The sequence below is a fragment of the Methylorubrum sp. Q1 genome (assembly GCF_004683995.1).
Taxonomy (GTDB): Bacteria; Pseudomonadota; Alphaproteobacteria; order Rhizobiales; family Beijerinckiaceae; genus Methylobacterium.
In genome coordinates this window covers 153,095-167,024 of record NZ_SRHQ01000002.1, presented here as the reverse complement: position 1 = coordinate 167,024, position 13,930 = coordinate 153,095, and the positions used below count along the sequence as shown (strand labels likewise).

The window sequence follows — 13,930 nt, the reverse complement described above, 5'->3', positions numbered from 1 at the left end:
GGTTCATGCGGGGCCGCAGGGGACCCCGGGACAATCAAATGTGTATCACGCCCAGGCTTGGGCGGCGGCGGCGTCGGCCTCCGTCGCCGCGACCCAGCCGCCGGTGGTGCCGTCGGCGAGGTGCTCGCGCTTCCAGAACGGGGCGCGGGTCTTGAGGTAGTCCATCAGGAAGTCGGCCGCGGCGAAGGCGGCCTTGCGGTGGGGCGAGGCGCTGACGACGAGGACGATGCCCTCGCCCGGCCGCACCAGCCCGTGGCGGTGGATCACCCGCAGGGCCTGGACCGGCCAGCGGGCACGCGCCTCCTCCACCACGCGGGCGATCTCGGCCTCGGCCATGCCGGGGTAGTGCTCCAGCTCCAGCGCGGCGAGCCGGCCCGCCTCGTCGCGGCACAGGCCGGAGAAGGTCACGACCGCCCCCGCCCGCCCGGCCAGGTCCGCCTCGATCCGGGCGATCTCGGCGGCGGTGTCGAACGGCTCGGACTGGATGCTGACCGTCATGACCCACTCTTCGCGAACGCGTACGCGGCGCCGACAGGCCAACCCCGGCTTTGTCGCGCCGGCCCGTGACCCCATTTGCCCGTGAGCCTATATGGCTCAAGAATGGGACCGCGCCACCGGCGCCGTTTCGACGAACAGCGAGCCGCGACGTGACGCCCGACCTGATCCTGCCCTACGACGGCATCCTGCCCGTCTTCGCGAGCCGCCCCGTCTGGTGCGGGCGGGCCAGCACCGTGATCGGCGCCGCCACCCTCGGGAGCCAGGCCTGGCTCGGCGACGACAGCGTGATCCGCAGCGACGGCCAGCCGATCACCGCGGGCGAGCGCTTCTGGCTCGGGGCCCGCTCCACCGTCCACATCGCCACCGAATCGCTGCCGACGCAGATCGGCGACCGGGTCACGGTCGGCCGCAACGCGGTGGTGCATGCCTGCACCGTGGGCTCGGACGTGGTGATCGAGGACGACGCGATCATCCTCGATGGCGCTGTCGTCGGCGACAACGTCCTGATCGAGGCCGGCGCCACCATCTTCCCCCGCTCGAAGCTCGAGAGCGGCTTCGCCTATGGCGGCAACCCGGCCAAGCGCCTGCGCGCCGTCACGCCGGAGGAACTGGCCGAGCGGGCCGAGCGCCTGCGCGAGGCCTCCGGCGAGGCGGCGAGCCCGCCCGCGCCACCCGAGCCGCAGGAGACCGAGGCCAGCGTGTTCGTGGCCCGCACCGCTCGGCTCTCCGGCCGCATCGCGCTGGGCGCCGGATCGACGGTGCTGTTCTCCTGCGAACTTGCCGCGGAGGTCGGGCCGATCGTGGTCGGCGCCGACACCAACATCCAGGATAACACCGTGATCCGCAGCCGCGGCGAGGGCGTGGTGATCGGGCGCGACACCACCATCGGCCACAACGTGCGCATGGCCGATTGCCGGATCGGCGCCCGCAGCCTCATCGGCATCGGCTCGGTGCTGGCGCCGGGCACCGTGGTGGCCGACGACGTGATGCTGGCCGGCGGCTCGACCACCGATCCGGGCCAGTTGCTGGAGGGCGGCCATCTCTGGGGCGGGCGGCCCGCGCGCATCCTCGGCGCCCTCGACCCGACCAAGCGCGCGATGATGAGCCACATCGTCGAGGGCTATTGCCGGCACGGGCGCGAGTACCGGCTGCTGCAGGAGCAGGAGGGGTAGGGCCATCCACGCCCTCTCCAACGCGCCGTCCCCAGAGTCGATAGAGCCATGATGAGCCGTCTCTCGATGCTGACGCTCGGCGGCCGGAAACGGTTCGACGATCTCAGCGAGCAGGAGATCCTGGCGCTGGCGATCGGCTCCGAGGAGGAGGACGGCCAGATCTACCGCGCCTATGCCGGGCGCCTGCGCGGAGACTATCCCCATTCGGCCGCCCTGTTCGACGCGATGGCGGAGGCCGAGGACGAGCACCGCCGCCGCCTGATCGCGTGCTACAAGCAGCGCTTCGGCGACTTCATCATCCCGATCCGGCGCGAGCACATCGCCGGCTATTACAGCCGCAAGCCGGTCTGGCTGATGCGCAATCTCGGGCTCGACCGCGTCCGCGAGGAGGCCGCCGCGATGGAGCGGCAAGCGCGCGACTTCTACCTCGCCGCCGCCCGGCGCTCGACCGACGCCGACACGCGCCGCCTGCTCGGCGACCTCGCCGCAGCGGAGAGCGCGCACGAGCGGACGGCCGAGGCGCTGACGGACGAGCATCTCGGCGGCTCCGTCCGCGACGAGGAGGACGCGGTCGCGCATCGCCAGTTTATCCTGACCTGGGTCCAGCCGGGGCTTGCCGGCCTCATGGACGGCTCGGTCTCGACGCTCGCCCCGATCTTCGCCACCGCCTTCGCCACCCAGAATCCGTGGACGACCTTCCTCGTCGGGCTCTCGGCCTCGATCGGCGCGGGCATCTCGATGGGCTTTACGGAAGCCGCGCACGACGACGGCAAGATCTCCGGGCGCGGCTCACCGCTCAAGCGCGGCCTCGCCTCCGGCGTGATGACCGCGCTCGGCGGCCTCGGCCACGCGCTGCCCTACCTGATCCCGAATTTCTGGCTGGCGACGAGCATCGCCTTCGCCGTGGTCTTCTTCGAGCTCTGGGCCATCGTCTGGATCCAGAACCGCTACATGGAGACGCCGTTCCTGCGCGCCGCCTTCCAGATCGTGCTCGGCGGCGCCCTCGTGCTGGCGACGGGCATCCTCATCGGCGGCGCCTGACGCGACGGCGAAAGGCCACGCCTACCCGCAGGCGATCTGGTCGCAGCGCCGCATCGCCGCGATCATCCGCGCCAGCGACTTCACGCCGGGATGGCCGAGCACGCCGGTGTTGCCGAGCACGTAGGAGGGCGTCGCGGTGAGGCCGAGATTGGCCGCGACGTTCATGTGCCCGCGCATCGCCTCGCGCACCTCCTCGCTGTCGGCGATCTCTTCGAGCTCCACCCGCCTCACCCCGGCCTTGGCGCCGATGTCGAGCGCCTTGTTCCCGTCGATCTGGCCCTTGGTGGCGAGCAACTGGCCGTAGAAGGCGAAGGCGGCGGCCGAGCCGAGCTTGCGCTGGACCGCGAGCGAGACCTTGGCGGCCTGGGCCGACATCGGCGAGAGGATCGGGTTGTGGACGAGGCCGATCCGCAGGGCCGGATCGCTGGCGGCGAGCGCCGTGACGTCGGCGGCGGCCTTGCGGCACCAGGGGCAGTTGTAGTCGAAGAACTCGTAGAGGGTCACCTCGGCCTCGCGCGGCCCGACATAGGTGACGCCGCGCAATTCCTGGATCTGCCCGGTGATCTCGCCGGGCAGCCGCATGTTGGCGACCGGCCGGCCCTCGTCGTTCTCGACCTTGAAGGTCTGGCCGTAGCTCTGCGCGGCGGCGGGGCCGGCGATCGCGAGACCGAGCGAGGAGGCGAGGAAGCGGCGGCGGTCGAGGCTCATGGACGGATCCCTGATCGGGCGCGGCCTGAGCGGACCGCGCATGCCACGCCGTATCCACCGAGCATGGTTTATTTTTGCACCGCTTCAGCCCGGCATCATCGCGGGATCCTCCCGTGATCGCGCGGGATCGGCGGACCGATCATACGGCATCCGGTTGCTCGCTCCGGTCTTTGCCCCCTCCGTCATCGCGAGCGAATGCGAAGCGATCCAGGGCACCGCCCTACTCGGAGGGGTCGTGCCCTGGACCGCTCACGCCTCGCCTCGCGATGACGGGTGAGGAACCGAGTCCATCAACCGGAAACGAGGTCAGAGCCCGCCCGCGCCGGGCTCCTCACGCCGCCTCGGCCGTCGCCGCCCGCTCCTTGGCGAGTTTGACGACGCCGACCTGATCGACCTTGCCGGTGCCGAGCATCGGCAGTCCTTCCACGACGACCACCTCGGCGGGAACCGCGACGTCGGCCGCGCCCCGGCTCTTGGCGTGGCTCTGGTAGGCGGCCCGCGTCGCGCCCTTGGCCTGCGTGAACAGGATCAGGCGCTCGCCCTTGCGGGCGTCGGGCACGGCGGCCACCGCGCTCGGGGCGTCGGGCCAGAGTTCGGCGGCGAGCGCCTCGACGCTGGCCAGCGACACCATCTCGCCGGCGATCTTGGCGAAGCGCTTGGCCCGGCCCTTGATCGTCACGAAGCCGTCGGCATCAAGAGCGACGATGTCGCCGGTGTCGTACCAGCCGTCGGCGGGCGGCTCGAGCACGCCGGGATTCTCCGCCCGCAGGTAGCCGAGCATGATGTTGGGGCCGCGGACGATAAGGCGCCCGCCCTCCTCGATGCCGGGCACCGGTTCGAGCCGCGATTCGATCCCCGGCAGCAGCCGGCCGACGGTGCCGAAGCGGTTGAACATCGGCGTGTTGAGCGCGAGCACCGGGCCGCACTCGGTGACGCCGTAGCCTTCAAGGATGCGCAGCCCGAACTTCTCCGCCCAGGTCTTGCGGGTGGCCTGCTTCACGGCTTCCGCCCCGGCCACGACGTAGCGCAGGCTCCGCAGGTCGTAGGAATGGGCCATCTTCGCGTAGCCGGTGAGGAAGGTGTCGGTGCCGAACAGGACCGTGGCGTTGGTGCCGTAGATGAGTTCGGGCACGATCCGGTAGTGCAGCGGCGAGGGGTAGAGGTAGACCGGCACGCCCGAGATCAGCGGCAGCACGAGCCCCGCCGTCAGCCCGAAGGCGTGGAAGACCGGCAGCACGTTGAACACCTTGTCGCGCGGCCCGAAATCGATGCGCGCGGCGACCTGCGCGGTGTTGGCGAGCATCGCCCGATTGGCGAGCATCACGCCCTTGGGCGTGCCCTCGCTCCCCGAGGTGAACAGGATCGCGGCCGGATCGCGGCCCTGCCGCGCGACCAGCGGACGGCGGGGCTCCAAGAACCCGCGGATCTTGTCGCCGGTGGTGACGCCCGCCCGCACGTCCTCGAGATAGATCAGGCGGATCGTCCCCTGGATGCCCTCGATCAGAGCGCCGAGGCGTCCCTTCTCGATGAAGGCGCGGGAGGTGAGGATGGTGTCGACCTGCGCCGCCCGGCAGGCCGAGAGCACCGCGGCGGGCCCGGCGGAGAAGTTGATCATCGCCGGCACGCGGCCGGCGCTGGCCAGCGCGAAGAACGTCACCGCCGCGCCGTTGGCGTTGGGCAGCATCAGCCCGACCGGTTTCTTCGGGTCCGGCAGCAGCGCCTGGAGCTTGCGGCCGAGGATGTTGGCGCCCATCACGAGTCGGGCATAGCTCATCGTGCCCGAGACCGGATCTTCGAGCGCCGTGCGCCGCCAGCCGTGAAGCTGGCCCGCCTCGATGAGCGCGGAGAAGACGCCGCGGTCGATGTCGGCGGTCTCGAACACGAGATCCGACATGATGTCGTAGAGGGCCGCACCGGCGGCGCGACGGCGGTTCTTGCCCTTGAGCTCCGGATCGACGTGGAGGCGGACCGGCGGCATGATCGTCACCGTCACCTTCGGCCACCACGCCCGGCGGACCTGATCGCGCTTCAGGCGCGAGAAGATGGTGCGCTCCGGCCCGTCGATCTTCACCGGCACGACCATGGCGCCGGACTTGTCGGCGATGAGGCCCGCGCCGTCATAGACCTTCATCAGGCTGCCCGTGACGGTGAGCCGGCCCTCGGGGAAGATGATCAGCGTCTCGCCGCTCTTGACCGCGTTGATCAGCGTGCGGGTGGCGAGCGGCCGCGTCGGGTCGAGCGGCATCGCCTTCGTCACCTTGAGGAACGGCTTCACCCACCAGCGCTGGGCGATGCCGTGGTCGATGGCGAAGACGGGCTCCTTGTCGAGGAGCGAGAGCGCCAGCGGCGCGTCGAGGAAGGAGACGTGGTTGAGGGCGACGATCGCGTTCGGGCCGGCCTTCTCCACGTTCTCCAGGCCCTTCACCTCCAGGCGGTAGAAGGCGCGGAACAGGATCGAGAGGGCGTCGCGCAGGGGGTTCGTCGGCAGGGTCACGAGGATCACCGCGCCGGCGATCAGGTTCAGCACGGCCACGAGGCCGAGAAGCTGCGCCGTAGAGAGGCCGATGCCTTGAAGCACCGCGAGCGCCAAGGTGCCGGCGACCATGAAGGCGGCCGTCAGCACGTTGACCGCGCCGATGACGCGGGCGCGCTTGGCTTTCTCGGTCCAGGCCTGCACCGCGGCAAACGAGGGCACGACGTAGAGCCCGCCCGCGACGGCGAGACCGAAGAAGTCGACGGCGATGCGCAGGCCCGAGCCGCCGGTGATGAAGTCCCAGGCGCCGACCGGCTCGCCCACGGCCGGGCTCACCTGCGAGACCGTCCAGGCGAGGTCGAGGCCGAACAGACCCATCAGCACCGCGCCGACGGGCGTCGGCAGCAGCACGATACGCCCGCTCGCGAGCCACGAGGCGAGGCCGGAGCCGACCGCGATGCCGACGGAGAAGATCGCCAGCAGCGTGGTGGCGACGATCTCGGTGCCGTTGAGGGTCTGGCGCACCAGCACGGGCAGCAGCGAGAGGATGACCACGCCGACGAGCCAGAACCAGCTCACGATCACCGAGCCGCGCCACAGCCGCGTGTCGGACCACAGGTCGCGCAGGAGTTCGGCGGTGGAGCGGGCGACGTTGCGGTCGACGCGCAGGTCCGGCGCGCCCTCGCCGGTGGCCGGGATCATCCGGGCGGCGAGCCAGCACAGCACCGCCATGCCCATCAAGCCGGCGCCGAGCCCCAGCGCGTGGCCGCCCATCGCCATGGCGAGACCCGCGGTGATGGTGCCGAGCAGGATCGCGAGGAAGGTCGCGGCCTCGACCAGGGCGTTGCCGGCGGTCAGCTCCTCGCGCTTCAGGTGGTCGGGCAGGATGCCGTACTTGATCGGCCCGAACAGCGCCGCGATGATCCCGAACAGGCCGAGTGCCCCAAACAGCAGCGGCACCGAGTGGAGCCAGAAGCCGAGCACCGAGAGCAGGGCCGCGAAAATCTCCGCGAATTTCAGCCGCTTGGCCAGCACCGCCTTGTCGTAGCGGTCGGCCATCTGCCCGCCGAGGCCCGACAGGATGAAGAACGGGCCGATGAACACGGCGCTCGCCAGCGTCACCAGCACCCCGCCCGAACTCTCCCCCCGCGCGCTGACCTGAAACAGGATCAGCAGGGCGAGCGCATTCTTGAGGAAATTGTCGTTGAAGGCTGAAAAGAATTGGCACCAGAACAGCGGCGCGAAGCGTCGCGTCGTCATCAGTGTGCGGAACATCGTCGTCTCTCCCGGCTCCGGGCATGACTGCCTGCCGACGGCCAAGGCGTCAAATCCGTATTTTGCACGTTGTTCAAAATGAACGGGGTCCGCGCTGGCCGCAAGCTTGATATTGCACGGCGTGCAATTTACCCCGGACGAGGCGTGCGAACCGGCACGGGAACGGGCGGCACGCAGGCACGGAGACGAATTGGCAAAAGAGGCGGCAAAAGAGGCGGCGCCCAAGGCACGGGGCAGCGGACCGCGGGGCGAGCACGACCGCGAGGGTTTCATCGCCCTGGTCGCGGGCGCGGCGGAGAGCCTCGTCCGCAACGAAGGCTATCGTGCGCTCGGCATGCGGCGGCTGGCGGCTTCCATCGGCTATGCGCCGAACTCGATCTACAACGCCGTGGGCGACCTCGATCAGGTGGTCCTGCGGGTCAATGCCCGCACCCTGGCCCGGCTGCACACGGCGCTGAGCGCCGTGATCGATCCGGAGCGGGCGGCACGGGACAACGCGCTGGCGCTGGCCGACGCCTATCTCGTCTTCGTCGCCGCCGACCCGCGGGTCTGGAGCCTGCTGTTCGAGCATCTCGTCGCGCCGGACCAGCCGTTTCCGGACTGGTACGCCGCGGCCCTGGCCGAGCCGGTCATGCTCGTCGATACGGTGCTGGCGCCGCTGATCGTCCTGGCCGACGAGCGCCGCCGGGCGGTGGCCGCCCTCTGGGCCGCCCTGCACGGGCTCGCCTCGCTCTCGACCTCGCGCAAGCTCGCCGTGCTCACCCCCGACCCGCCGCGGGATCTCGCCCGGCTGCTGGTGGGGCGGTTTCTCGGGTGATGTTTTGCGATCCTTTCCGCCCGGCGGGAAGGGGCGGCGCGCGAGCGGGACCGGCCGGCGGTCTTCAGTGAGACGCGAAGACGGGTATAGAGCCCGCTGACACCGCCCGACCGGATCCTTCGATGACCCACCCTTCCGTCCCGACGCTGCGCCACTTCGAGGCGGTGGCCGAGCGCTACGACCTGATCCTGTGCGACGTCTGGGGCGTGCTGCATGACGGGACGCGGGGCCATGTCGCGGCCGGCGAGGCGCTGATCCGCTTCCGCGGGCTCCCCGGACTCCGGCCGCGTCGCGTCATTCTCGTCTCGAACGCCCCTCGCCCCTGGCAAGGCGTCCAAAAAATCCTCGACGGCTACGGCGTGAAGCGGGAGGCCTACGACGCGATCCTCACCTCCGGCGACCTGACCCGGCGGCTGATCGCCGAGCATCCGGGTGAGCGGGTGTATCACCTGGGGCCGGAGCGCGACGCGCCGGTCTTCGATCGCCTCGACCTCACCCTGGTGCCGGCGGCAGAGGCGCAGCGCATCGTCTGCACCGGTCTGTTCGACGATGACACCGAGACGGCGGAGGATTACCGCGAGACGCTGGCCGCGTTCCGCCAGCGCAAGGTGCCGATGATCTGCGCCAACCCCGATCTCGTGGTCGAGCGCGACAAGAAACTGATCCCCTGCGCCGGCCTGATCGCCCAGGCCTACGAGGCGATCGGCGGCGCGGTCGTCTATGCGGGCAAACCCTATCGGCCGGTCTACGAGACGGCGCTGGCCATGGCCGGGGAACTCGATCGGATGCCTGCGCCGGATGTGCGCCGCACGGTGGCCGTGGGCGATGCGATCCGCACCGACATCGCCGGTGCGGCCGGTTACGGCATCCCCTCGGTGCTGGTGGCCCGCGGCATCCATGCGGAGGAACTCGGCGTCACAGCCGAGCATCACAGCCTCGGCGACATCGCCGATTGGCTGTCGCGCCAGGAGGTGAAGCCCGACGCGGTGATCGAGCGGCTGGTCTGGTAATCGAGGAGGTCAGCGGAAAGCCGGCCCCCCTGCCTTCCCATTCTATGGCTCTTACGCAGTCCGATCCGCGCGGAAAGACCTCGGCACGGTCGCCAACCGGTGACGCGATTGCTATGGGGGCCGAAATCAAGCTGGATCCGAGACGATGACGAGACCGGAGGCAGGCGGCCCGAGCGGCGCGGAGGTGGTGCGCCATGTGCGCCTGTCGGCGCATTTTTCCGCCTGCGGATACGTGCCCGCGTCCCCCCCCGTGCTGCAGCCAGTGGAGCCGTTCCTCGAATTGTCGGGCGAGGACATCCGGCGGCGCATCTTCGTGACGCAGGACGCCAACGGGGCCGAACTGTGCCTGCGGCCGGAATTCACCATTCCGGTCTGCCGCCTGCATCAGGCGACCCGGCCCGGCGAGAGCGCCGATTACAGCTATCTCGGCCCGGTCTTCCGCCTCGTGGCGGGCGAGCCCGACGAGTTCGTCCAGGGCGGCATCGAATCGATCGGGCGCACCGACACCCCGGCGGCGGATGCCGAGGTGCTGGGGCTCGCCCTCGAGGGGCTCGATCTGTTCGGTCGCTCCGACGTTATCGTGCGGCTCGGCGATATGGGCCTGACCCACGCCTTCCTCGACGCCCTCCACGTGCCGCCGGTGGCCAAGCGCCGGACGCTGCGGGCCATCGCCGCCGGGCGCTCCCTCGACGAGGTCGCCAACAGCGTGCAGGCCGAGGATCGCCATGCCGGCCTGCTCGCCGCGATCCAGGGCCAGGATGCCGGGGCCGTGCGCGCCTTCGTGGAGGACGTGCTGTCCATCGCCGGCATCTCGCAGGTGGGCGGGCGCAGCGCCGGGGCCATCGCCGAGCGCTTCCTCGCCAAGGCCTCGGCGCAGGCGCATGGGGGCGCCGGCCTCAACGCGACGAACCGCGAACTGATCGAGCGCTACTGCGCCATCTCCGGCGATCCCGATGCGGCCGTGGCCGCGGTGCGGGCGCTGGCGCGCGAGGCGGGGCTGACCCACGAAGGGTTGGAGGCGGCGCTCGCCCTGTTCGAGGAACGCACCGGCTTCATGGCGGCGCGGGGTCTTCCGGTCGAGCGCTTCCGGTTCAACGGCGGGTTCGCGCGCAACCTCGACTATTATACCGGCTTCATCTTCGAGGTGACGGGTCCTCAGGGTGGCCCGACCCTGGTCGGCGGCGGGCGCTACGACGGGCTCCTGCAGCAGCTCGGCAGCCCGGTGCCGCTGCCGGCGGTGGGCTGCGCGTTCTGGCTGTCGCGTTGCGCCCAAGGCACCACGGGCGAAGGCACCACGGGCGGAAGCGAAGGAGTTGCCGCGTGACCGATTCGCCCCTCGTTCTCGCCGTCCCCTCGAAGGGCCGGCTTCAGGAGAATGCCAGCGCCTTCTTCTCCCGTGCGGGCCTCAAGCTCGTGCAGAAGGCGGGCGCGCGTGAGTATCGCGGTACGCTCGCCGGCCTGCCCGGCGTCGAGGTGCGCTACCTCTCGGCCTCCGAGATCGCCGGCCAGCTCGCCAGCGGCGCCGCCCATCTCGGCGTGACCGGCGAAGATCTGATCCGCGAGATGCTGCCCGATCCGGGCGCGAGCGTCGAACTGCTGACGCCGCTCGGCTTCGGCCATGCCAGCGTGGTCGTGGCGGTGCCCCAAGCCTGGATCGACGTGCGCGCCATGAGCGACCTCGACGAGGTGGCGAGCGAAATGCGCCTGCGCCAGGGCCGGCGGATGCGCATCGCCACCAAATACGTGAACCTGACGCGCCGCTTCTTCGCCGAGGCCGGCATCGCCGATTACCGCATCGTCGAGAGCCTGGGCGCCACCGAGGGCGCGCCGGCGGCGGGCTCGGCGGAGATCATCGTCGACATCACCACCACCGGCACCACGCTCGCGGCCAACGCGCTGAAGATTCTCGATGACGGGGTGATGCTGCGCTCGGAGGCCAACCTCGTCGCGTCGCTGAAAGCCCCTTGGGGCGAGACGGCGCGGGCCGCCTTGCGCACCGTGCTCGGCCGCATCGCGGCGGAGGAGCGCGCCCGCACCAGCCGCGAGGTGCGCGCGGGACTGCCCGAATCCGGCGTGATCGATCTGGCCACCCTCGCCGGCCTGCACGAGGCCGAACTGCCCTACGGCGCCCCGCGCGGCGCCGACGGCGAGATCGTGATGCGCTGCCCCGTCGACGCGGTGTTCGACCTCTCCGACGCCCTGGTGCAGGCGGGGGCGCGGTCCGTCACCGTGCGGCGGATCGACTACGCCTTCGCGGCGGAGAACCCGCTGGCGGAGCGGCTGCTGGCGCGGCTCTGAGCTAGGCTTCCCCCATCCGCGACCTCGGGATGAGGGGCTCGGTGGGAGAGCGCCCTACTGCCCGCCCTGCTTGGCGAACTCCGACAGAACGGCGCGAAGGATCTTGAGCCGGCCCTCGTAGGCCGCGGTGAGGCAGGCCACATCGGCACCGCAGGCGCGGCGGTCCTTGAGCCAGGCCTCCTGATCGTCCTGCATCTTGGTGCGGTTGCCCATCGGCAGCAGGTCTTTGAGGATGTCGAAGCGCACCGCCATCTCGACGTCGAGATCGTTGAGGGCGCGGGTGTCGCAGATCGTCTTCTCGTCCGGCGTCTCGGCCTTGGCGCAGGCAAAGCTCGCTGCCGCTGCGGGGGAGGCCGCAGCGAGGCTCAGAGAGAGGGCGAGAAACAGCGTACGCATCGGACAGGCTCCCGCGTGAGCAACGGCCACGCTTTGCCCTTCCAACGGCTCGTTCGCGCCCCGGTGCCCGGAGCCGGGCAAAAAAGAATCAGCTCCAGGGCTTCACGATCGCGAGGATGACGATGCCGATCATCAGGAGCGTCGGCACCTCGTTGATCACCCGGTAGAAGCGCTGGCTGCGGGTGTTGCGGTCGGCGGCGAAGTCCTTGACCGTGCGAGAGAGGAAGCCGTGTACGCCGCTCATCGCCAGCACCAGGGCGAACTTCGCCTGGAGCCAGGGCGCGGCGTAGTAGCCGCTCTGCCACGCCAGCCACAGGCCGAGGATCCAGGTGACGATCATGGCCGGCGTCATGATCGCCTTGAGCAGGCGCCGCTCCATGACCTTGAAGGTCTCGGACTGCACCCGCGAGCCCGCCGGCAGCGCCGCGTGATAGACGAACAGGCGCGGCAGGTAGAGCATCGCCGCCATCCAAGAGATGACCGCGATGACGTGGACGGCCTTGATCCAGGGGTACAGGGTCTCAAGCACCGGCTGAGGCACTCCGTGTGGGGGATGCGGCGCTTAAGAGCGCCAGGACTTGTCCGGTCAGAAGCGGTGCGAGCGGCAAAGCGGCCGCGTCCGTTCCGCCGGTGAGCGAGAGCCAGCGGATCTCCTCGATCTCCGCACCGCAGACGGGGTTCAGGCCGGGTGCGGCGGCCTGCCGATAGACGGTCGCTTCGACGATGTGGCCGGGCTCGTTGGTCGCCTCCGCCTCGAACCGGCCGAGCCGCACAGCCGTGCGGGGGTCGAAGGCGAGCGCGAGTTCCTCCCGGAGTTCGCGGGCAAGGCAGGCAGCGTCGGTCTCATCCGCCTCGAACTTGCCGCCCGGGAGCATGAAGCGGAGGCTGCCGCGCTTGCGCACCAGCAGCAACGCCTCGCCCGTCTCGTCCCGGCGCGTCAGAGCCAGGGCCACGACGCGGATACGCGTCACCGGCCGCCTCTGAGCCGGGCCAGCATCTGCTCGACATGGGCGATCGGCGTCTGCGGGGTGATGCCGTGGCCGAGGTTGAAGATGTGCGGCAGGCCCTCGGTCGCCGCCAGGATGGCATCCACGGCCGCGTCCAGGGCCCGCCCGCCCTCGATCAGCGTCTCGGGGTGGAGGTTGCCCTGGGTGACCGTCGAGGCCGGCACACGGGCGCGCAGGGCGGCCAGATCGACACCCCAATCGACGCCGACGGCACTCGCGCCGGTCTCGGGCACGACGCGGGCATGGCCCTCCAGCCCGGAGCCCTTGGCGAAGACGATGATCTTCGCGTCCGGAACCTGTGCTCGCACGCCTTGAACCATCCGCGTGATCGGCCCGAGCGAGAAGCGCTTGAGGGCATCCCCATCGCTCGACTCGGGCAGCACGCCGGCATGGGATTCGAAGATCTGCACCGCGTCGGCGCCGGCCAGGAGCTGACGCACGAGATATTCGGTCTGGACGGCGACGAGCCGGTCGAGCAGCGCGTCGAGCAGCGCAGGGTCGGCCGCCGCCAGCGCCCGGGCCGGGGCGAGGTCCACCGTGCCGCGTCCGCCGATCATGTAGCTCGCCACGGTCCAGGGCGCGCCGCAGAAGCCGAGCAGCGTCGTCTCGTCGGGAAGCGCCCCGCGGATGCGCTCGACGGCCTCGAAGACCGGTGCCAGATGCGAAAAGATCGCCGGGTCGCCGGCCTCGCGCAGGCGGTCGAACTGGGCGCGGCCTTCGAGCGCATCGAGGCGCGGCCCCTCGCCCTCGACGAAACGCACGTCCTGGCCGAGCGCGTGGGGGATCACGAGGATGTCGGAGAACAGGATCGACGCCTCGAAGCCGAAGCGGCGGATCGGCTGGAGCGTCACCTCGGTGGCGAAGGCCGGGTTGTAGCAGAGATCGAGGAAGGATCCGGCCTCCGCCCGCGTCGCCCGGTATTCCGGCAGGTAGCGGCCGGCTTGGCGCATCATCCAGGCCGGGGGCGGGGAGATCGCCTCTCCCGACAGCACCCGCAGCACCGGTCTATTCGCCGTCTTTGCCTCCGCCATGCCTGAAGTCCGCATCCTGCCTGATTGCCGTTCGAGGGAGACCGGAGGGATCGCGACCGCGCCATCCCCACCCCGGTCCTACTCAAAGAAAGAGAGATTCTAGAATCTCTGTTTTTTCTCTTGGACGTTGGATCGTGATGCCGCAAGCGCGTCCACAGGCCCTCCCCACGGCCACGGCGTTAATCGCCTCTTAACGGATTGGAT

13 protein-coding genes are annotated in these 13,930 nt (G+C 70.4%); 6 read left to right on the top strand and 7 right to left on the bottom strand.

What is annotated here, in order from left to right; translation table 11 throughout:
* Positions 1 to 45 precede the first annotated feature (45 nt).
* Positions 46 to 498: a molybdenum cofactor biosynthesis protein MoaE gene (locus tag E4V01_RS02690; RefSeq protein WP_060769172.1), complete on the bottom strand. Its 453-nt coding sequence runs from the start codon at positions 496 to 498 to the stop codon at positions 46 to 48.
* 149 nt (positions 499 to 647) lie between these two features.
* On the opposite strand from E4V01_RS02690, the gene E4V01_RS02685 reads away from it, so the two are divergent.
* Together E4V01_RS02685 and mbfA are read left to right on the top strand one after the other, a co-directional pair.
* Positions 648 to 1,670, top strand: a complete 1,023-nt coding sequence (locus tag E4V01_RS02685; protein ID WP_060769171.1) for a gamma carbonic anhydrase family protein — start codon at positions 648 to 650, stop codon at positions 1,668 to 1,670.
* Between the two features lie 48 nt (positions 1,671 to 1,718).
* On the top strand, positions 1,719 to 2,711 hold the full coding sequence (gene mbfA, locus E4V01_RS02680; RefSeq protein ID WP_135297312.1) for an iron exporter MbfA: 993 nt from the start codon (positions 1,719 to 1,721) through the stop codon (positions 2,709 to 2,711).
* A gap of 21 nt (positions 2,712 to 2,732) precedes the next feature.
* Here the strand turns inward: mbfA and E4V01_RS02675 are convergent, their stop codons facing one another.
* Both E4V01_RS02675 and E4V01_RS02670 read right to left on the bottom strand, forming a co-directional pair.
* Positions 2,733 to 3,419 (bottom strand): DsbA family protein, encoded by a 687-nt coding sequence (locus tag E4V01_RS02675; protein WP_135297311.1) that lies wholly within the window; start codon positions 3,417 to 3,419, stop codon positions 2,733 to 2,735.
* A 331-nt stretch (positions 3,420 to 3,750) separates the two neighbouring features.
* Positions 3,751 to 7,167 carry an acyl-[ACP]--phospholipid O-acyltransferase gene (locus tag E4V01_RS02670; RefSeq protein ID WP_135297310.1) on the bottom strand — a complete coding sequence of 1,139 codons (3,417 nt, stop codon included), beginning with the start codon at positions 7,165 to 7,167 and terminating at the stop codon, positions 3,751 to 3,753.
* A 334-nt stretch (positions 7,168 to 7,501) separates the two neighbouring features.
* Here E4V01_RS02670 and E4V01_RS02665 point away from each other — a divergent pair, with 334 nt between their 5' ends.
* The 4 genes from E4V01_RS02665 to hisG all read left to right on the top strand — a co-directional run bounded on the left by E4V01_RS02665 (position 7,502) and on the right by hisG (position 11,292).
* Positions 7,502 to 7,984: a TetR-like C-terminal domain-containing protein gene (locus E4V01_RS02665; protein ID WP_371688506.1), complete on the top strand. Its 483-nt coding sequence runs from the start codon at positions 7,502 to 7,504 to the stop codon at positions 7,982 to 7,984.
* 122 nt (positions 7,985 to 8,106) lie between these two features.
* Positions 8,107 to 8,994, top strand: coding sequence for a TIGR01459 family HAD-type hydrolase (locus E4V01_RS02660; RefSeq protein WP_135297308.1), 888 nt, complete (start codon positions 8,107 to 8,109; stop codon positions 8,992 to 8,994).
* 145 nt (positions 8,995 to 9,139) lie between these two features.
* Positions 9,140 to 10,318 carry an ATP phosphoribosyltransferase regulatory subunit gene (locus tag E4V01_RS02655; RefSeq protein ID WP_135297307.1) on the top strand — a complete coding sequence of 393 codons (1,179 nt, stop codon included), beginning with the start codon at positions 9,140 to 9,142 and terminating at the stop codon, positions 10,316 to 10,318.
* The gene (gene hisG, locus E4V01_RS02650; protein WP_135297306.1) at positions 10,315 to 11,292 is read left to right on the top strand and encodes an ATP phosphoribosyltransferase; all 978 of its coding nucleotides are present in this window, start codon (positions 10,315 to 10,317) and stop codon (positions 11,290 to 11,292) included. Before E4V01_RS02655 ends, hisG begins: the two co-directional genes overlap by 4 nt.
* A gap of 54 nt (positions 11,293 to 11,346) precedes the next feature.
* Here hisG and E4V01_RS02645 read toward each other — a convergent pair whose 3' ends face one another.
* The 4 genes from E4V01_RS02645 to hemE all read right to left on the bottom strand — a co-directional run bounded on the left by E4V01_RS02645 (position 11,347) and on the right by hemE (position 13,726).
* The gene (locus E4V01_RS02645; protein ID WP_060769164.1) at positions 11,347 to 11,688 is read right to left on the bottom strand and encodes a lysozyme inhibitor LprI family protein; all 342 of its coding nucleotides are present in this window, start codon (positions 11,686 to 11,688) and stop codon (positions 11,347 to 11,349) included.
* Positions 11,689 to 11,776: 88 nt separating this feature from the next.
* Positions 11,777 to 12,217, bottom strand: coding sequence for a protoporphyrinogen oxidase HemJ (gene hemJ / locus E4V01_RS02640; RefSeq protein ID WP_135297305.1), 441 nt, complete (start codon positions 12,215 to 12,217; stop codon positions 11,777 to 11,779).
* Positions 12,210 to 12,659 carry an NUDIX domain-containing protein gene (locus tag E4V01_RS02635; protein WP_135297304.1) on the bottom strand — a complete coding sequence of 150 codons (450 nt, stop codon included), beginning with the start codon at positions 12,657 to 12,659 and terminating at the stop codon, positions 12,210 to 12,212. Before E4V01_RS02635 ends, hemJ begins: the two co-directional genes overlap by 8 nt.
* Positions 12,656 to 13,726: a uroporphyrinogen decarboxylase gene (gene hemE, locus E4V01_RS02630; protein WP_135297303.1), complete on the bottom strand. Its 1,071-nt coding sequence runs from the start codon at positions 13,724 to 13,726 to the stop codon at positions 12,656 to 12,658. The genes E4V01_RS02635 and hemE overlap by 4 nt, the downstream gene beginning before the upstream one ends.
* Positions 13,727 to 13,930: the final 204 nt, after the last annotated feature.

Bases quoted from the DNA above. Each gene is read 5' to 3' on its own strand.
- E4V01_RS02690 (WP_060769172.1), bottom strand. From the start codon at position 498: ATGACGGTCAGCATCCAGTCCGAGCCGTTCGACACCGCCGCCGAGATC.
- mbfA (WP_135297312.1), top strand. From the start codon at position 1,719: ATGATGAGCCGTCTCTCGATGCTGACGCTCGGCGGCCGGAAACGGTTC.
- E4V01_RS02675 (WP_135297311.1), bottom strand. From the start codon at position 3,419: ATGAGCCTCGACCGCCGCCGCTTCCTCGCCTCCTCGCTCGGTCTCGCG.
- E4V01_RS02670 (WP_135297310.1), bottom strand. From the start codon at position 7,167: ATGTTCCGCACACTGATGACGACGCGACGCTTCGCGCCGCTGTTCTGG.
- E4V01_RS02665 (WP_371688506.1), top strand. From the start codon at position 7,502: ATGCGGCGGCTGGCGGCTTCCATCGGCTATGCGCCGAACTCGATCTAC.
- E4V01_RS02660 (WP_135297308.1), top strand. From the start codon at position 8,107: ATGACCCACCCTTCCGTCCCGACGCTGCGCCACTTCGAGGCGGTGGCC.
- E4V01_RS02655 (WP_135297307.1), top strand. From the start codon at position 9,140: ATGACGAGACCGGAGGCAGGCGGCCCGAGCGGCGCGGAGGTGGTGCGC.
- E4V01_RS02645 (WP_060769164.1), bottom strand. From the start codon at position 11,688: ATGCGTACGCTGTTTCTCGCCCTCTCTCTGAGCCTCGCTGCGGCCTCC.
- hemE (WP_135297303.1), bottom strand. From the start codon at position 13,726: ATGGCGGAGGCAAAGACGGCGAATAGACCGGTGCTGCGGGTGCTGTCG.